An 18902-nucleotide genomic window follows, 5' to 3' on the forward strand; every position below is an offset into this window, starting at 1 on the left:
ATACTATTTTCTTTTCTTCAGAATATCTATAATCTCTTTATATTCATTCATCTTGAACAGCTTGCAGCAGGCGAAAAACACTGTCGCCCCTACAGCAATCTGCATGGGAAGCACAATCCAGTAGCTTAGGGGCAGGAACTTCAGAAAATAGACCGGCAGGGCGATGGCTATAGCCAAAGCGTAGGAGGGGGCAATGTCGCGCAACTGCATCCAAGAGCTATACCCCAACAGGCGACCTGAGTAATGGGAGTTGAGGAAGTAGGCTATGATGCCCACAGCGAGGTTCGCCCACAACATGGGCATGATGCCTACGAAAGCACCGATGAACAGGGGCACCAAGATGATGATTTTCTTAATGACCTCGAGGCCCAGGAACAGGTCGCTGCGCCCCTGCACCTGTAGCATATTCAGGTTGATGGCATGCAGTGGAAAGAGGCTGTAATTGATGCAGATGAGCGGCAGATAGGTGGAGGCCTCATGCCATTTTGGCCCTATCATGCAGTAGATAAGCGGTTCGCTGACAGCACCGAGAGCGAACAAAGCCACGGTAGTGATGAACATACTCATGCGGATGATGCGGCGGTAGGCAGAGGTCATACGTTCCTTATCGTCCTGAATACTGCTCAGCACAGGATAGGTGACTCGTTCTACTACGCTTGTCAGGTTTGACGAGCACAGCCCAGCATAGTGCTTTGCTCGGGTATATTGCCCCAACGTTGCAGGGCTGTAGAATTTTCCCACCACCACCTGGTGCAGTTCTTTCCACACTGCATCCAGGAGTACACTCACCATCATTTTCCACCCGAAGCCAAAAAGGTCGTGGAAACTATCCATAGAGAAGTGCAGTTTGGGCAACCACCTATTATATATATGTAACAGCATGGTGGTCACGGCTTGTGAAGTGAGTTGCTGGGCTACCAGTGCCCATACGCCGAAGCCCGTCAGTGCCATGCCGATGCCTACAATGCCGCTCAACGCAGTGGCAACAATCGTAATCTTTGTCTGTGTCTTGAAGTCGATGCGTTTGGTCAGGCGTGTCTGCGGCACCATGCCCAAAGCTCCGATAATCAGTCCTATGGAAGCTACGCGCACCAAGACCGTCAGCTCTTCGCGCTCGAAAAAGCCGGCTATCAGGGGCGCACAGAGGAATGTAACCCCGTAGAGCAGCACGCTCATCGCGAGGTTGCAGATAAATACGGTGTTGTAGTCATCGTCGGTGGCATCCTTCTTGCGAATGAGTGCCGTGGTGAAGCCACCATTGACAAGGGCCGTGCATACCACGGTGACAATGCCCACCAGTCCCAGGAGCCCATAGTCGTCGGGCGACAGCAGTCTGGCCAGCACAATGCCCACCGCGAACTGCATGCCATAGCGTGCGGCATTGTCCAATGCCGACCAGCCTAAGCCCTTTACCGTCTTATCTTTCAGCGATTCTGCCATTCCTCAAAGCGTGTCCTTACCAATAACATCCGTTCTCCACCTGCGAGCCATTCTTGATTCTCTCGCTCTCGTTCGGACGTATCCAATAGTTGTTGATGACTCTGCTGTACTTAGGCTGCTGGGAGACCCACCGTTCGCCGTAAACTCCAAAGAGCATCTGCGTCCATCCTGCAAGGTGGAGTGCCACCTTTCCCCGGTGTTTCACATGCGCTGCCAGGCTCATGCCGTAGGCACCACATCCGATGATGGCCGCGTCGTATTCGCATCGGTCAATCTCGTCCTCCATGTAGTGCAGGGCCTCAAACCAATCTCCGAACCGAGATGGCTCGCCAGCCTGTGTCTGTACGGCCTTGATGCAGATAAGCTCCTTGAACTCGGGCAGCACCTCGGGGTTGGTGAACAGCCGCTCGCGGTTATTCTCATATTGGTGCCTGATGCTCTCCACAAATGGGTGAACCACCACGACACGCTTGCCTTTTAGCCATTTCGTCCAGGGGTTGCGAAAAAGCCACGGCGCATAAAACGCATCCAGATTCACCTTGACAGCCCCACTCCAGTAGTGCGCCAGAAACCGCTCGTTGGGTATATACGATGCAAGTATGTCAATCATTTGGCAGTCTTCTAACGCCTGCATCCCGAAGCGGTCGGCTGTTTCTGCGCTTAAAGGAAACACCCCGGCATTGTAGTACAGATAGTGTTTGGCCACGGGTTCTGGGATGGGCACCTCGCCGCGAATCATGTCCTTGTAGAGTTTCCATCCCGGCTTATTTCGGCACAGATAGGAACTCAGTGCCTGATTGAACTCTATCGTGCCCCATTTTGACAGCATGAAGCCCGATGCCCCCTTTCTGTTAAGCATTTCCAGAATGAGGTCGTTGCCGTCTTGATTGATTGCATCACAATAGGCCTCCGTCCAATATTCCGGATGCTTCCTGTTATATAACTTGCGTGCAACCTTCAACATAAATGTCAAGATTGGCCTATTTGCGGGTTCTACGTACATCTTTTTTACTTTTAATACGACTTTTCGTCTCGCTTGAAGATTGTCTTGACCGTCATCCGGATTATGCCTCCGATTTGATGTTCTCGAATCTTGAAGGGTATTTGCCTTGCCACCAATATTCTTTGGTGGGATGGTAGCCGATGAAGTGTTCAAACTCCTCACGCTTGCCTTCGCGATTAATGATTTGGGAGCCGGATAATTCTGCGTTCTCGTTGCCCTCAATCACTATCCACTCCCTATCCTTATCATACGCGAAATCCCAACCAACGTAGCGCAGGGTTGGCACACACTCAGCCATTTTGATGGCTTTCTGGCAGAGCTGTCGCCAACGCGGAATCCTGATACCTTTGATGGGGATGCGGGTGTCGGGATGTGTATCAATAGGGGCTACCCTAAACTTGTCAATGCCGGACGTATTCACCACACCTGTACCTGCATCGATGCCTGCTTCAATGCTGCCTGTTGCTCCCGAACATATAAAGTTTCCACCCACACCGATGCGGACGAAAGGATACCATATACGAATGTCTCCATCGCCAAAGTTGACGGTGATGATTCGCACACTATTGATACTGGCGGGATGAAGGACCGCCATCTCCTCGCCTTGCTCAATCAGTTCCTCCACCAGCACACCCTTTTCGGTGCCACTATTCCAATGGCCGTTTTCGGTCTCTATTTCTGTAAACAACTGGTTGAAGAGCGTGTGGAGATTTGCGTTTCCAACCTCCACTTTGCGAACCCCCAACGACTGACCGAGTCCGACGGGTTTGACTACGAATGTGGGGTGACGCTGACAAAAGGCAGCAAAGGCCGGAAAGTCCTGCTCGCTTTCGAGTAGCAGCACTTCGCGCTTGTAGGCATCCTTCAGCAGTTGGTAGGCATGCCACTTGTTGCGGAGCAGATGCATGTCCTCCTTCTTGTTCAGATAGTCTATATAGAGGAACCGCCCCCTATATGTGAGATACTCGCGTTTCTTTTTGTCCGAAGCTCCTAACAGTTCGTTGAAGAACTCCTCGGTTGTGCCGATACCATATTGCCAGTAGTCGTAAGTAGCAATGGCAAACATATCCTCTATGCTCCTGCCGCCCGCTATGTCAGGTCTGATTTTGGCACATGTTTCCAACTTCTGCTTAATGTCTTGGATGATCCACTGATTGTAGATTTCTGGATAAGCTGCTACAATCTCACGGCCTGTGCGAATCTGATAGGCCTCGTCTTCACTTGCGTACAGTTTCATAAATTCGTTTTTCTATTTGCAGAACAGGTTGTCAAATTCACGGACTTTCTCTATAATGAGTTCCAAGTCATTATCGGTAATGGACTGATGAATTGGAAGGTTCAGTGTGTGGTCCGCGGCATAATCTGCATTCGGGAAATCACCAGTCACACCATAGCCAGGCACACGATGAAGAGGATAATATCTATATGTCGTATAGATACCATTCTCACGCAGGAATCTCGCAAACTCGTCACGCTTGCCGTTCTTAATCTGAATGTGATAGAAATAGTAGGATGTCTCTACATAATCAGGCAGGACGGGGGGCAGTTCAATCCATGAGAATGGTTTGAGATGCTCATTATAGTATTGATGTATCTCTGCTCGCCTTTTCATATATGCAGGTAGTTTCTTCAGCTGTTCCAATGCTATAGCAGCCGTTATATTGTTCATAATGGCACGATGACCAAAACAGGAGATATCGAACTCCCACCACTTCTGAGCTACGGTGTTTGAATAGCCACTCTTAGCTTCCAAGCCAAAATAAAGCCATCGGTCAGCCTTTTGGCGGAGTTCCGGGGTGTTGAAATGCAGCATGGCTCCATCTCCGCAAACCAGAATCTTCATGGCATCAAACGACCACATACCCATGTCGCCGATGGTGCCGACGGCCTTCCCCTTATAGAAAGAGCATACGCCAGCGTTGGCATCTTCGATGACTTTTATATGATGCTTCTTACACAGTGCCATGATTTCATCCATTTCACAAGGGATTCCTCCATAATGCAGAAGCAAAAGGGCTTTTGTCTTGGGCGTAATGACCTTTTCAATATCTTCGGCACGGGCATTCAGCGTGTGAGGGTCCACATCGCAGAGCACCATCTTGGCACCATGAGCACAAACGGCGTTGCCGGCTCCAATAAAACTGATGGTAGGGAGAATGACTTCGTCACCGGGGTTTATATCCAAAAGTTGCATGGAGGAAAACAATCCCTCGCTGCAGCAGGTAGTCGTCAGAACCAGGTCTTTTGAAGATTTAATATGCTCGGCATACTTCTCTTCAAATTCCACTACTTTCTTGCCTCTCCCAATCCAATTGGACTCAAAGACTTTCTCAAGAGCGGCAAGCTCTTCTTTTCCTAGTGATGGCTGAAAAACATTAATCATAATTATCTTTGTTTAATATATTCATACGAAGTGATAGCGGTTCAACATGTCATGTATCTCATCGCGCGAACAGAACATCATCATGTCGATGATGCTCAGATCGGAGACAAACTCCTCAGAGAACTGCCTGTAGCGGATGTCATCGTCGCGACGCAGGAAGTGGAGGTTGATGCCCATCTCGCGGAAAGCCTCCTTTGTGTAATACTTTGTTCCGTTGATAGAGTTGATGAAGTTGGTATAACCGAAATGCTCGCAAGTACGACGGATCAGTTCCGGCGCCTTGCAGTCCCAGCGTGCAGTGACCTCAGACAGCAACCTGATTTCCGTCTTGATGCCTATATACTCAGCCACAGCCTTCATGTGCCTCAAGAGGAATTGCGTCAGGTCGGGTTCCTCGTCCAACAGGATAGGCCTAATGACTTCCATAGCCTCGTTGTAATGTGGCGCTTTGCTGTAGTAGAACCTCAACACCCGGCACATGTATTCCGCCTGTTTGCGGCTGACCACACGTTTCGTCTCGCAGATGAGGCGGTTACAGGAGGCGTGGCAGACTTCGATACCGAAATACTGTGGCTGGCCACCCTCGCCCAAGATGCGGTTGCGGTTAATCCAGTGGTGTTTAATATAGTGGACATTGTCTCCTATCAGGAATAAATCAGCAGCATGGATGAGTTGCCAATAGCCGATGTACGGAAAGAAGTATGGCTGCGTAAAGGCGATATAATGTTTTCCTTCAATCATAACACAAAACACTTTGTTTTCAATTCGTTATCGTCACTGTGGATGACGCACATCTTGCGGTCGTCCACCTTGTTGGTCACGGGAGCACTGCTGGTGCGCATCATGCCGCTGTCGAAATAGCAGTCATCCATGCACAGCATCATGCCGCACACATACTCGTCGTAATGCCTGCCCTGCCATTCGCAGGGATAGGTACGCTGGTGGATAAAAGGCTGGAGGATGTAATCGGGATTGCCCAGCGTATTCCTCCAGGTCTCTTCATCAGTCATCACACCGGCATACAGTCCTACGCTCTTGCCTAAGTCGTAGGGCTTCAGTATGTATTCATCTTTATGCGTCAGGGCATCCTCCCAAATCTCCTCACTGCCGAAGGCTTCCCCCTCGCCCTTTGGAGAGGGGGTTAGGGGGTGAGGCTGTATATAGGTGGGAATGGTGTGCTGGCGCAGGAACACCGTTTCATCCTCTGTGAGGCATTGCTGTGTGAACTCATCGACGAAGATGATACTGAGGAAACGCTTGTCGTGAGCGAGAAAGATGGTGCGGAAGTCGTTGAGCATCCGCACATCTATCATGGCCTGTAAAGTTTCCATTTTGAACGACAGCAGGTCGTGCTGGTTGAGTGCGCTCAGCACTACGGCATCGTGGCTCCACAGGTCAATATTCGCTTCCACCTCAGCGGCTTCATAGATGGTCACCTCATGTCTATAGTACTCATAGAACTTAGTGTAGAAGGTACTTTCGCTACCCCGGTCGCCGCTCTTCAGCACATAGACAGGACTATTTGCGGGGATGGCGTCGCGCATGCAGGTCAGCAACTCGTCGTAGCGGTTCTCCCAAGAAGCGTCCGGATGCTCGGCCATGAATAGCTCAGCCTTGACCACTGAGGGATAGTTAGCCCAGATGCCGTGTCCGAAGAAACGGCAGGTGATTTCTACCAGCAGCAACTGGCCGTCGTCGCTGATGAGATAGTCAGGACGGTAGGCACCAGCCCGGAAGGGATAGCGGCTCTGGCGGTCCAGCACTTCCATCACCTTGTCGTCCAACGGCATGTACTGTGGCACCCACTCGCGGTAGTGCTCCGCCATATAGACGATGCACTTATAGAGCAGGGCCTGCATGCGCCGCAGCTCGTCGCGCCGCTCCGATGTAATCAGCATCGGGCGGTCGTGATACCACTGGTGGTAGTAGGCGGTTTTGTCAGCAAACAGCTGAAAGCAAACTTCCTGGCAGTTCATTTTTCGCTTTTGAAGAGTTTCGACTGGTAGCCCAAGCACTGGAAGCCGTTGCGGTTGATGATGGGGATGATGCTGGTGGGCACCTTCAACTGGTTGCGCACCCAGAAGCAGATGCTGGTGGACATGCCGATGGTGTCGGTATATTTCATCAGCCGCTGGATGTTCTCAATGGAGAGCGCACGGTTGGGGGCAGTGCGTCCGCGCTGCTTGCGGTGGTCGGCGTTCTTCGGACTGATATAGTCCATGTAGAGGTCGCGCTCCATGGTTTTGTCAAAATAGCCTAACCATTGTCCCAACTGCGCCAGGTTCTCCATGCAGGCGGTGAGGAACTCAGGCTTGTAGTTCACGATGCCGGCATCGTGGAGCATGTCGAAGAACTCCTTGATGTGCTCGTCGGTGAGGTAAGGCACGAAGATGGGCTGCACCAAAGCCGAGTTGGCCTGGATACCGCGCTCCTGACACATCTTGACGGCAGCCAGGCGCTCTTCTATTGGGGCGGCATAAGGCTCCAACAGGTCGCGGAATGGTTTGGGCATGATGCTCACCGATGTATTGAACTGCATCTTGTCCTTCAGTTGCTCGAAGAGGTCGAGGATGGTCTCGCCCTCGTTTTCTACCAGCAGATGTTTCGTGCCGGCCTTCGAGGCAATGAAGAGGCGGGCATTGCTGTTGGGATAGCGTTTGAAGTGGGCAATGAACTCACGCAGGATGCGGTGGGCAATGCCGGTGTAGAGCGTCGGCTCCTGCAGGGCCTCGGTCTTGGGCGTGAAGTAATAGTAGTGGTTCCAGTTCTTGCCACGGCTCAGGGCCACAATCTTCCGCTCTATCTCCTTCTTCTTCTCCGGTGCTTCGACGATGGCTTTGGCCAACTCCTGCAGCAGACGGCTGCGCTCCTGGATGTCCTCTTTGGTCACGGCATTGGGCATTTCGCTGCAAGCACCGTTCATCTCTTCCAAGAGTTTGCGCACATAGAGGTGGTAGTTCTCATAGGCCACCAACTTCTGCTCGTGTACACCATCGGTCACCAAGCAGTACTGACAGCCCACGTGGCAGCCTTTGATGGGGTTCACCTCGAAGGTCAGCGTCGGGCAGCGGCCGGTGTAGTTGTGGATTTCAGTCTCCACGGTGTCGGGGTCACAGTCCTCCAAATAGAGCACCGACTTGGGAATGACGGTGTGCTCCTCCAAGCGTTTCATAAACAGTTTCGACCCTCGGATAAGTCCTTGCAGAGTTTCCTCAGAAGGTTCAATGGTTACACCGAGTTGCTTCAGGTACTCGTCATCGACTATCTGGGGCTTGAAGCCTTCCAGATTGTAAGCGTCAGTCTCATGTTCATAGAGATTACGCATTTCAATAGGTTCTTTCATTTTATAAAAACTATTATTTCTAATGATTTATACTATTCTTCAATTCTCAAATTCTTGACAACAATTACTTGATGTTCTCAAATCTTGAAGGGTATTTCCCTTGCCACCGACGACCTTACTACGATTTCAAGCTTTTTGCCCTAATTACGCCCCAAAAGCCACAGGTTTTGTCAGAATTTTTTATTATCGCTTCTTCTGGCAAGATTCTCCTTGTTCATTTCAACTCAATTCTTATGGCGCCGCCTACTGACAGATAGCGGCACTTCATCAGGGAAGCCTGCAGCTGCACATAGCGAAACAGCACGCAGTCGGCACCGATATTGATGCCATCACCGTCGTATTCAGCGATAGCACGCAAAGGAGTGTATATTGATGGGCGCAGAGTGATACCTCCTACCACGCCATTCCACCTACTATTATATGATTTCGTCCATTTCCGATAAGCCAGATGTCCGCCCACTTCGCCAAATGGCAAGTCGATATGCTTGGAGGCTGCCACATAGAAATTGCGGAAATAGAAGCTCTGGGAGTCACCGTCGCGCTGACCTATCACATCGTTGCCGCCTATCACCACCGAGGGCCAGTAGCGTCCTTCGCTTAGTGGACGAACACGAACTGAGAAATAACGATCTTTAGAATAGAAGCCTATCTCGTTAGACTTTTTATTTAAGTTCTTGCGGAATTTCATCAGGGTAAAGCTATAGCCCGCCTCAAGCCATTTTAGCGGCATGGCCGATACATACCAGTTGGATGAAGCATATTTTTCTCCATCAAAGCGCATGCGGTCGGGCATCATGTCTTTGGGAAGTGCATGTACGCCGAAACGCAGATTCTCAATGGTATCCATCTCTGCCGACGGTACATGCAGTAGTCCCGTCATGCCAGTATATTGCTGGGCAAAGAGAACGCAGCCACCTACAGGCAGAAGCAGCAACAGAAATAGTAAAACAAGTCCTTTTATCATCGCGCCACCTCCTTTCCGAGTCCCCAGTCCACATCAACTAACCGTTCGCGACTGTTCTCTTCGGGATCAATCATGTATGTCTGCATGGAGTGACCATCGACACGAGAACTGTTAGAAAGAAGGAAGTTAGATGCGGGGCGTACAACCACTTTACGACTGCTTTTCTTATAAGGGGGCAACATCCATATTATCTTAAAGCCACCGTTGGTTCTGTACCGCTTTTGGTCATAAGTATTCACCTCCAGCTCCCCTATACGGAATTGAGCAAAAGCCAGCAACGTGACATGTTTGAAATGACGCATTACATCCAACTGAGAACCATAGTCGCCATCAATATATCTACCGCCTGACAGTCTGAACTCTATATTGTAGGGCTGTAGATACACATCGGCTCCAACCTGACCTGTCACCTTGTAGTCACTATTAAGGTCGGAATCATAGTGTCCTTTGAGATCCGTACCCATGATCCAAGACCCGGTATATCCTGCCTGCGCATTCAACAAGAGCCATGAATTAACAGGCCAAGCCCACCTTGCATCAAAGCCATAGCGTTCGTTGCCGAACAAGCCTGCCGTAAGTCTGAAGTGCTGATTGGCATTGTTGAAATGCAGCTGACGTGACACCGTAGCCATATTAAAACGCCAGTATTTGTTGGTGATATCACGAAAGGTATAACCATCGCTGACAACGGGAATAAGCCCCTGGGCTGCTATCGACCAGTCATGCCCCAGATGCCAGCGAAGACCCGGCGTGGCATTAACCTGTACGTCATAAAGACGCAGCCAGTTCGTATCGGCATAGCCCAAGGTGGCCCCGCAGAACAGTTCCAACTGCCTGACAGGAGTCGTTTCCTGCTGCGCCATCGTCTGAACGCAACAGGTCAGGGGCAAGAGCAAACTGGCTATAATTATTAATTTACGTAGCATGCTATTTGTATTAGGGGTCTCAATAGGCTTTTTTGTCTCTAACAAATATTGTCTTGACGGTCATCCAGATAATACGTATGTCAAGCCACATGCTCCAATGCTGGATATACCAGATATCACGCTCCACGCGACCTTCCATCTGCCACAGCTCACGGGTCTCGCCACGGAATCCTGTCACCTGAGCCCAGCCGGTAATGCCTGGCTTGACGAAGTGACGCACCATGTACTTGTCTATCAGCTTGTCGTATTGCTCTGTATGTGCCAGCATGTGGGGCCGGGGACCCACGATGCTCATGTCGCCGCGCAACACGTTCCAGAACTGGGGCAGCTCGTCGATGCTGGTCTTGCGTATGAAGTTGCCGAAGGGGAACTTGCGCGGGTCGTCCTTCGTGGCCTGCTGGCTGTCGGCGGTGCTGTTCACGTGCATGGAACGGAACTTCCAACACCAGAACTCGCGCCCGTCGAGCCCCGTGCGCCGCTGGCGGAAGAATACAGGACCAGGACTCTGACGCTTGATGATGATGGCGATGAATGGCAGCAACAAGACTGTGGGTGCCAGGAAAATGGCAGACAGCAGGATGTCGGCCAGACGCTTAAACAGTCTGTTCAGCGGGTCCTCCAACGGACTGGAGTAGGTGCCCATCACTTCCAGGTCGTCCATCTGCACAGGTTGCATGTTGAGTTTTTCTTCTGCCGTAGTCACATAGTAGAATTTAATCATCCTGTGCCGGCACAGACTCGCCGTACGCTCTATGAGCTGGCGCTCTCGTCGCGGGGCACACAGATAGAGTTCATCGCCCAGGCGCAGGTCCTCTGGGTGACCCAGCAGCGCGAGGAAGTCGCTGGTGGAGACATAGCTGTTATGCAGCTTATAGCCGTAGGATGGGATGCTGAGCAGCCGCTGCTGCAGTCGTTGCAGCTCTTCGTCGGACCCGACAAAAGTGACTTTTCGCGTGTTGAAGCCCTGCTTGCGCAATTGTTTCAACGCTTCGCGCTCAATGAAACGCAGCAGCATGATCACTGTCCATAAGGCAAGCCCCATGAAGAGCAACTGCCATCCTATGCGATACTGGAACAGGACGGAACGTAGCAACAGGTATGACAGCAAGACCTGTGCCACCACCAATAGGGTGCCGCGCCGCAGGACGTCGCCAGCCCCCACCATCCGCTGATGGATGGTAGAGTAGAACCAATACTCAGCCAGCACCATGCTCATGGTGCATATTCCCCAGAACAGGCGATACTTGTCGTCAGTCCATTCTTCAGCGTCGGGAATAAAGTCTGCCACTACAGGCAGTAGTAGCCACAGTGCCACAAAGTCAAGCGCAATGACTGTCAACTTGATGAGGCGATTGGTCTGGTTGTGATTATTAATTCCCTTCATTTCACTCTCAGAAAGGCGGTAGGTATATAAGCCGTAGAAATGAGTCCGACGTTTGACAAAGAGAGGACTACCCTCTGTTGTCCTGATACCCGGGCCACCCGCCCCTCGACTCCCTTGAACATGCCGTCGACGACCTCGACCGTCTCGCCGCCCTTGAAATGGCACTGCGATTCGGTGACAAACTTCAGATGCTCACTCTGGTTGCAGGTGGCAATGATGAAGTTCTCCATTTCCTCATTGGAAATGGTTAGCGGTGGGTTCTTCTGGTTTTCGTCTAACCTAAAATGGTTATAATAATAGGATAGAAAGGAAGTGGGGGGGGTGTTTTTGATATACTCACTGGCCTTGGCATCAGTGGTATATACGAACAGAAGGTTGGGAATCAACGCCTCCAGAACCTTCTTTTGTTTGCCGTTCACAAACTTGCGAGTGTAGCGCTTGGCAATGTAGGCATACGTGCCGTCGGCTACAATATAGTCAAATGCTTTGTCTTCTCTGCCGTATGAGGCACGGAACACGTACCATTTCTTGTCGGGCGCAGGCACATATTCTACCGACACCCCGGTAAGTGCACTTACTGCTTCGGGGATGGTATCAGGTGTAACTCTGACACTCGGAGGATTTGCCTGGCCTCGTCCAGTTTCCACATTAGACAATGTGCTCATATCGGACCTTTTTTGCATTTCATCGATTGAGCTATCGCTCGTTCGTCGGTTCGATGCCATTTTCCGCTTCCCACCTCTGGCGGAATCGCCTTGCGGCTTTTCCGATGCAGCCCGCCTCGTTCGACTCCGTCCGAAGACTTCGCCTCTCTCAGCACGGCGTGAGCTGTTTTGTTTTCAAATAGTCGCTTAAAACGACAGTCATCCAACAGAGAATGCGGAAAATCATTGCAAAGGTAGCAAAAAAAATCAAATAAAAGCAAAAAACTTTCAATTTCCGTCGATTTTTATAATTATTTGTTCTTTTTTTTTGCATGGAACCTAAAGGACATTGTTGAGTATGTTACAAATGATGATTCTCAAGTTTCTTTCAGTAATTATGCACGTAATTTCATTGGAAAGATAGATAAGCCCTGCTTGGGAATTGAATGACAAAGTTGTTGAGTTTATATTCTTCAGTGATAATCCAGGAATGGAAGAGTTGCGCCGGGAAGAAAAGAAGTTAGAAACAGATCGAATTTCCAAAAACTATCTTCTTCGTGGTACAGCATTTTACAAAGGAAAAGTCGTTGCGGAAGAGGAAAAGACAGGGTTCACCAATAAGGAGAAAAGAGCGAGTTCCGTTTCTACAATGTTTCATCACAGATTAACAAGGACAAGAATCACTATTACGATTGGTGGATGCACTCGACGAGGCTGACACCATCGTCACTACCATCTTGAATAAGAGTTTCTTCTGGCAGAAGGCATCGGCAGTTCCGATGACCGAGCGTCAGACGCAGATGCTCAATCTGTTCCTTGACGGCTACGAGGCAAAGATAACGTCAAAGACATGGGCAACATTAGCAAAGTGCTCAAAAGACACGGCCATACGTGACATACAGGACTTGGTTGACAAGAACATACTGAAAGAGGACATTCCCGGAGCCAAGCGTCCAAGTTACTCCATCGTCTATGATGCAGAGGATCTTTCGCAGTTCTTTACTGAAGTAAGTATTTCCGAGGAGAATGGTATTCCGTATCTAAAAGCCATATTCAAGGGAAAGAAACCTGTGAGTGAAAGATTGTTGAAACTTGATGCGGAGCGATTCAAGAAAGGAGACATCCCTTTGTTAAATCTGCTTAGTAAGTACTGCTCATATATAGCCCAAAGTAATTGAGATAATCTCATTTTTTCATAACCTCTGCTACAGTTTTGGGTTTACTACACCTTTATTATATATATAAGCATATCTAAACTTAAACCTAAACTTCCGGCATTGAAATCCATCCGTTTTTCTTTTAATCGAAACAAGAATTTGGTAACTGGATGTGGTTTTTGCCTTAATTTATATTAAAAATAAACACACTCTGCAAGAAAAACGTGCAAAACGACCGTAAAGTCATGAGAAATTTTTAATTTTGCAAGAAAAATTTGCAGAACGTGCGTAAAAGTCGTAATGCGATGAGTGTTCTAACAGTAGTGTTTAACAACCGCCGCCCAGGCTGCTGTTGAGGAGTAATCCAAGTAAACAGTTAAATCAAATAGTAAGGACTCGCTTCTGCAATGGGGGCGAGTCCTTTTCGGAAAACGATGGAAGCTATCAACGAATTCTTTTCACTCGTCAGTGGATGGCTGTGGGACTGGCCCATGATCATCCTGCTGCTGGGCACACATTTGTTTCTTACCTTCCGCCTGCTGGTGCCCCAGCGCAAGCTGTTCACGGGCATCCGCCTTTCTGTGAAGAAAGACCCTTCGGCCAGTGGCGATGTCAGTCAGTTTGGTGCTTTAGCCACCGCCCTGGCTGCCACTATTGGTACAGGTAATATCGTAGGTGTGGCAACGGCCGTGGCGCTGGGTGGTCCTGGTGCTGTGCTGTGGTGCTGGCTCACAGGTATCTTCGGCATGTCCACCAAGTATGCCGAGGGTCTGCTGGCTGTGAAATATCGTGTAAAGGGTAAGGACGGCCGTATGTATGGTGGTCCGATGTACGCCCTCGAGCGTGGTTTGAATATGAAGTGGCTCGCCATCCTCTTTGCCGTCTTCACCGCGTTGGCGTCCTTTGGCATTGGCTGTACCGTTCAGGCTAACAGCATCGCCCTGCTGGCTCACGAGACGTTTGGTGTGCCCACCTGGACTGTGGGCATCTTCGTCTGCGTGCTCACAGGTGTCGTCATCCTTGGCGGCGTCAAGTCCATAGCCCGTGTGTGTACCGTCCTGGTGCCCTTCATGGCGCTGTTCTATGTGCTGGGCTGTATCGTCATCCTCTGCATGAATGCCGAGTTTGTGTGGCCCGCCCTCCAGCTCATCGTCAATTCCGCTTTCAACCCCTCCGCCGCTGGTGGCGGTTTTGTGGGCGCCACCGTCATGATGGCGGCCCGCTATGGCATTGCCCGTGGTCTGTTCTCTAACGAGAGTGGTATGGGTTCTGCCCCTATCGTGGCTGCTGCTGCCCAGACGCGTAACCCCGTGCGTCAGGCCCTGGTGTCGTCTACAGGCACCTTCTGGGACACCGTCGTCATCTGTGCCCTCACGGGTATGGTGCTCGTCAGCAGCATCCTGGCCTATCCTGATATCACCTATGCCGATGGTGCTGCCCTCACCAAGGTGGCCTTCTCGAAGATTCCCTATGTGGGCGCTCCGCTGCTCACCTTCGGCATCCTCACCTTCGCCTTCAGCACCATCCTGGGCTGGAGCTATTATGGCGAGAGCGCCGTCAACTATATCGAGGGTCGGCGCATCAACCGTTTCTATCGCATCCTGTTCATCGTCGCCCTGTTCTTTGGTTGCATCATCAACCTCGACATCATCTGGAACATTGCCGACTGCATGAATGCCCTCATGACCATCCCCAACCTTGTGGCCCTGCTGCTGCTCAGTGGCGTTGCTGCCCGTGAGACCCGCAAGTATCTGTGGTCCAATCGTTTGGACGAGGAGATGGAGGTGGAAGGTGAAAGGTGAAAGGTGAAGGGTGAAAGGTCAAAGATGACGGGAGAATAGAAATAATTCGTGAAATTCGTGTAATTCGTGGTTTTTAAAAATAAATTCGTGGTTATTAAAAGATATCTGTTCGTGTTGCTTGTGTGCCTCTGTGGTCTCACAGCCCAGGCACAAGTGTTCGATGAGTGGTTCTGTGACCGCACCCTGCGCCTCGACTATGTGTTTGCAGGCGATGTACAGCATCAGCAGTTGTATGTCGACCAGCTGGTGCAGATGCCCCGTTGGTATGGCCGTCGCACGCACCTTGCCGAGTTGCCCTTGGCTGGTAATGGTCAGATCACCGTACGCTCACACCGTTCGCAGCAGGTCATCTATCGTCATTCGTTCTCCACGCTGTTTCAGGAGTGGCTCGCCACCGATGAGGCCAAGCACACACAGCGTTCTTTCGAGAATGTGTTCCTTGTGCCTTTCCCTCTCGACACCGTCGATATCACCGTTCAGCTCTTCGACTTCCACAATCACGTGCAAGCCACGATGACCCATACCGTCTCACCCTCTGACGTGCTCATCAGTCGTCAGGGCGAGCGCCTCGTGTCGCCTTATGTCACCCTTCAGCAGGCTGCCGACACCACATGCTGCATCCATATCGCCTATGTGCCTGAGGGCTATACCGCAGGGCAGATGCCGCAGTATCTCGACCACTGCCGCCAGGCTATGAAGGCGCTGTTCCGTCACGAGCCGTTTAAGTCGCTGCGCCCACGTTTCAACATCATCGCCCTCACCACACCCTCCGTCGATAGCGGCGTCAGCATCCCAGGCAAGGGCCTGTGGCTCAACACCGTCCTCGGCTCACATTTCGACACCTTCTATGTACCTCGCTATCTCACCACGCTCCATCTGAAGCAGTTGCACAACCTGCTGGCGGGCACCCCCTACGAGCATATCATCATTCTGGCCAACACCCCCAACTACGGCGGTGGTGGCATCTATAATTCCTATAATCTCAGCTATACCGGAGGCGACAAGTTCGAACCTGTGGTGGTTCACGAGTTTGGACATTCCTTCGGCGGTCTGGGCGACGAGTACCCCTATGGCGAGGAAGACCCCATGTATTTCGCCGATACCGAGCCCTGGGAGCCAAACCTCACCACGCTGCACGACTTCAGTCAGAAGTGGCAGAACCTCATTGACCAGGGCCGCGCCTCACTCGTCGAGGGTGGGGGATACCAGACCAAAGGCGTATGGCGCGGACAGGCCGACTGTCGTATGCGCACCAACGAGGAGCCCGACTTCTGTCCTGTGTGTCAGCAGGCCCTCGAGCGTCTTATCCGTTTCTATACCGATTGAACCTAAAGAATAAAAAATACTATATATCACTATGAAGCAGATATTCAAGGTTTCTTTTATTTATTGCATCGTCTATGCGGTGTTGCTCGTGGTCGTGTTGTGTTTGCTCTATGTGTATCCCAAGCTCGAGCTTCATCTCCTGATGAATTCCTGGCACAACAGCGTCCTCGACACCTTCTTCAAGTATTTCTCCGTATTGGCAGAGTGGCCTTTGTATATCCTGGCGCTGCTGCCCCTGTTCTGGAAGAAATGGAAGATCACCGCATTCTTCGCCATGAGCGAGATCACGGGTGGCGCGCTGTTGCAGGTGTTGAAGCACCTCATCAGCATGGAGCGCCCCATGAGTGCCTTCGAGCACTATGCCGAGGGTACGCTGCCCCTGGTGGCCGACGTCGATATGCACTACGGCAATTCGTTCCCCTCGGGCCACGCCTCCACCTTCTTCATGTTCTGCACCTGCCTGGCCATAGGCCGTGCCTATTTCTACTTGCGTGAAGGCAATCATCACAAAGCCCTGCGGGCTGTGGTGTTCAATGTCACCATGGTGCTGCTGGTCATCTTTGCCGCGCTGGGCGCCTATTCGCGCGTCTATCTCTCCCAGCATTTCATGGCCGACATCTGCGTGGGCAGCGTCATTGGCTCTGTCACCCCGTGGATCATCTTCTACCTCACCAAGGACAAAGTTCTGAAACTCAAATTCGATGATAAAAATACTCAAGATGAAAAAACTGATAAAGACCCTGCGTAAACCCCTTTCCCTCTTTGCATTCTCGTGTGTTGTCAGCATCGCCACGCTGTTGCTCTACAACATACCTTTCTTTAATTACGTCGCCAACAACAGCAACGAGAGCACAGGTGGCAAGATCTTCCTGCTGGCGTCGCTGGTGGTCATCATGTTGGTGCTCAATTTCATGATGACCTATCTCCTGATGTTCCTCACCAGGATAGTGGGCCGCATCCTGCTGGCCATCCTTTCCATCATCAACGCCACCGCCGCCTATTTCATCTTCACCTATAGCGTCATCATCGACGCCACCACCATCGAGAATGTGTTCAACACCCGCTATTCCGAGGCCTCCGCATTCTTCAGCTGGTCGCTGTGGCTGTTCATCCTGCTGGCAGGTCTGCTGCCCGCCCTGTTCTGCCTGCTGCATCCCGTGGTCTATGGCAAGCTCAAGCAGCTGGCCATCTGGTGCGGCAGCTCGCTGCTCGTCGTCCTTGTTGTGGCAGGTCTGAACTTCAACCAGATGCTCTTCGTCAGTCAGCACGACACCGAGCTGGGTGGCCTCCTGCAGCCCTGGTCCTATATCGTCAACACAGGACGCCTCGCAGGCTTCTATTTCGAGGGCAAGGCCGAGGAGATCAAGCTGCCCGACGGCCAGATCACCGACCAGGAGAAGACCGTCGTGGTGCTCGTCATCGGCGAGTCGGCCCGCAAGGCCAACTTCCAGCTCTACGGCTATGGTCGCGACACCAACCCCCTGCTCTCCAAGCAGAAAGGCCTGAAGGTGTTCCAGGCCACCTCGTGCGCCACCTACACCACCGCAGGCGTCAAGGCCATCCTCGAGCCCGAGAATAGCGACGACCTCTACGAGCTGCTGCCCAACTATGCCTTCCGCACAGGTGCCGATGTGTCGTGGCGTTCCACCAACTGGGGCGAGCCTCCCATCCATATCGACGAGTACCTCACCGACGATGAGCTCGGCGTCATGTTCCCCGACGAGCCCGAGGCCTACGATGCCATCCTCTTCCGTGGCCTCCGCGAGCGCATCGAGTCCAGTCCTAAGAACAAGGTGCTCATCGTGCTCCACACCAGCACCAGCCATGGTCCTAAGTATGCCGACAAATACCCTCAGGAGTTCGAGTATTACAAGCCCGTAGCCCATAATGTAGAGGAAGGCGAAAAGAACGTCGCCCTGCTGGTCAATGCCTACGACAACACCATCCGCTATACCGACTTCCTCCTCAACGGACTCGTCAACACGCTGCGCTCTATGACCGACTGGCGTAGTGCCATGATTTTCATCTCCGACCACGGTGAGTCGCTGGGCGAGAGCGGTATGTTCATGCACGGCCTGCCCATGAAGCTCGCCCCCAAGGAGCAGTACGAGATACCCTTCTTCGTGTGGATGTCCAATGATTTCCGTCAGTATAAGTCCGACCTCCCCGCTGTCCTCGAGCAGCACTACATCTTCCATTCCGTGCTCAACCTCCTGTCTATCCAGTCGCCCGCCTACAACCCAGACTACGATATCTTCAAGGCCCCAAAGCCTTGAGGATATCATCCTCTGGTTCCTCCTCGGCAGCCTCCTCATCATCGCCTGCATCACACCTCGGCTCACACCGCTGCGCAGAGCCGCTTCCTTAATCACCTTGTCCTGAGTCAGAGCCGTGTAGAGCTCAGGCATCATCACGTAACGATAGGTCTCCGCGTACTTTCCGACCTTAATCAGTTGTTCTTTAGCTTTTACTTTTAGTGCCATAATGTTGTGTTTTTTTAATGGTTAATAATTGAATTGTTAGTGTTTCT

The 18902-nt window shown here is 51.4% G+C and carries 15 protein-coding genes and 2 pseudogenes; 5 read left to right on the top strand and 12 right to left on the bottom strand.

The genetic code is table 11. The annotated features are described in order from the left end of the window. Positions 1 to 3: 3 nt before the first annotated feature. From Q0R57_RS12475 to Q0R57_RS12525, 11 genes are all read right to left on the bottom strand, one after another. Positions 4 to 1440: a lipopolysaccharide biosynthesis protein gene (locus Q0R57_RS12475; RefSeq protein ID WP_294748203.1), complete on the bottom strand. Its 1437-nt coding sequence runs from the start codon at positions 1438 to 1440 to the stop codon at positions 4 to 6. Positions 1441 to 1456: 16 nt separating this feature from the next. Then, complete coding sequence (locus Q0R57_RS12480; RefSeq protein ID WP_294748206.1) at positions 1457 to 2404, bottom strand: hypothetical protein; 948 nt, start codon at positions 2402 to 2404, stop codon at positions 1457 to 1459. Between the two features lie 100 nt (positions 2405 to 2504). Beyond that, positions 2505 to 3680, bottom strand: coding sequence for a sugar-transfer associated ATP-grasp domain-containing protein (locus Q0R57_RS12485; protein WP_294748208.1), 1176 nt, complete (start codon positions 3678 to 3680; stop codon positions 2505 to 2507). Between the two features lie 12 nt (positions 3681 to 3692). Continuing rightward, on the bottom strand, positions 3693 to 4826 hold the full coding sequence (locus tag Q0R57_RS12490; RefSeq protein ID WP_294748211.1) for a DegT/DnrJ/EryC1/StrS family aminotransferase: 1134 nt from the start codon (positions 4824 to 4826) through the stop codon (positions 3693 to 3695). A 21-nt stretch (positions 4827 to 4847) separates the two neighbouring features. Continuing rightward, a complete protein-coding gene (locus tag Q0R57_RS12495) occupies positions 4848 to 5567 on the bottom strand; it encodes a WbqC family protein (protein WP_294748214.1) in 720 nt (239 codons plus the stop codon). After that, on the bottom strand, positions 5564 to 6802 hold the full coding sequence (locus tag Q0R57_RS12500; protein ID WP_294748216.1) for a hypothetical protein: 1239 nt from the start codon (positions 6800 to 6802) through the stop codon (positions 5564 to 5566). The genes Q0R57_RS12495 and Q0R57_RS12500 overlap by 4 nt, the downstream gene beginning before the upstream one ends. Next, a complete protein-coding gene (locus tag Q0R57_RS12505) occupies positions 6799 to 8169 on the bottom strand; it encodes a hypothetical protein (protein ID WP_294748219.1) in 1371 nt (456 codons plus the stop codon). Before Q0R57_RS12505 ends, Q0R57_RS12500 begins: the two co-directional genes overlap by 4 nt. A 214-nt stretch (positions 8170 to 8383) precedes the next feature. After that, a complete protein-coding gene (locus Q0R57_RS12510; protein ID WP_294748221.1) occupies positions 8384 to 9133 on the bottom strand; it encodes a YjbH domain-containing protein in 750 nt (249 codons plus the stop codon). Next, positions 9130 to 10059: a hypothetical protein gene (locus Q0R57_RS12515; protein ID WP_294748222.1), complete on the bottom strand. Its 930-nt coding sequence runs from the start codon at positions 10057 to 10059 to the stop codon at positions 9130 to 9132. Before Q0R57_RS12515 ends, Q0R57_RS12510 begins: the two co-directional genes overlap by 4 nt. A 19-nt stretch (positions 10060 to 10078) precedes the next feature. Then, complete coding sequence (locus Q0R57_RS12520) at positions 10079 to 11443, bottom strand: exopolysaccharide biosynthesis polyprenyl glycosylphosphotransferase (RefSeq protein ID WP_294748223.1); 1365 nt, start codon at positions 11441 to 11443, stop codon at positions 10079 to 10081. After that, entirely contained in the window at positions 11440 to 12108 is a 669-nt protein-coding gene (locus Q0R57_RS12525; protein ID WP_294748226.1) for a UpxY family transcription antiterminator, read from the bottom strand. The genes Q0R57_RS12520 and Q0R57_RS12525 overlap by 4 nt, the downstream gene beginning before the upstream one ends. Before the next feature lie 600 nt (positions 12109 to 12708). Here Q0R57_RS12525 and Q0R57_RS12530 point away from each other — a divergent pair. From Q0R57_RS12530 to Q0R57_RS12550, 5 genes and pseudogenes are all read left to right on the top strand, one after another. Continuing rightward, a pseudogene (locus Q0R57_RS12530) lies at positions 12709 to 13265 on the top strand (Fic family protein); the annotation flags it as partial. Positions 13266 to 13678: 413 nt separating this feature from the next. Beyond that, complete coding sequence (locus tag Q0R57_RS12535) at positions 13679 to 15046, top strand: sodium:alanine symporter family protein (RefSeq protein ID WP_294748229.1); 1368 nt, start codon at positions 13679 to 13681, stop codon at positions 15044 to 15046. A 93-nt stretch (positions 15047 to 15139) separates the two neighbouring features. Further along, positions 15140 to 16372: a M64 family metallopeptidase gene (locus Q0R57_RS12540; protein ID WP_294748238.1), complete on the top strand. Its 1233-nt coding sequence runs from the start codon at positions 15140 to 15142 to the stop codon at positions 16370 to 16372. A 31-nt stretch (positions 16373 to 16403) separates the two neighbouring features. Next, the gene (locus tag Q0R57_RS12545) at positions 16404 to 17120 is read left to right on the top strand and encodes a phosphatase PAP2 family protein (RefSeq protein ID WP_294748232.1); all 717 of its coding nucleotides are present in this window, start codon (positions 16404 to 16406) and stop codon (positions 17118 to 17120) included. Beyond that, positions 17092 to 18648, top strand: a complete 1557-nt coding sequence (locus Q0R57_RS12550) for a sulfatase-like hydrolase/transferase (protein WP_294748235.1) — start codon at positions 17092 to 17094, stop codon at positions 18646 to 18648. The genes Q0R57_RS12545 and Q0R57_RS12550 overlap by 29 nt, the downstream gene beginning before the upstream one ends. 42 nt (positions 18649 to 18690) lie before the next feature. Here Q0R57_RS12550 and Q0R57_RS12555 read toward each other — a convergent pair. Then, a pseudogene (locus tag Q0R57_RS12555) lies at positions 18691 to 18855 on the bottom strand (DNA-binding protein); the annotation flags it as partial. Positions 18856 to 18902 lie beyond the last annotated feature (47 nt).

Origin of the sequence: uncultured Prevotella sp. (genome assembly GCF_946407605.1) — a bacterium.
GTDB lineage: Bacteria > Bacteroidota > Bacteroidia > Bacteroidales > Bacteroidaceae > Prevotella.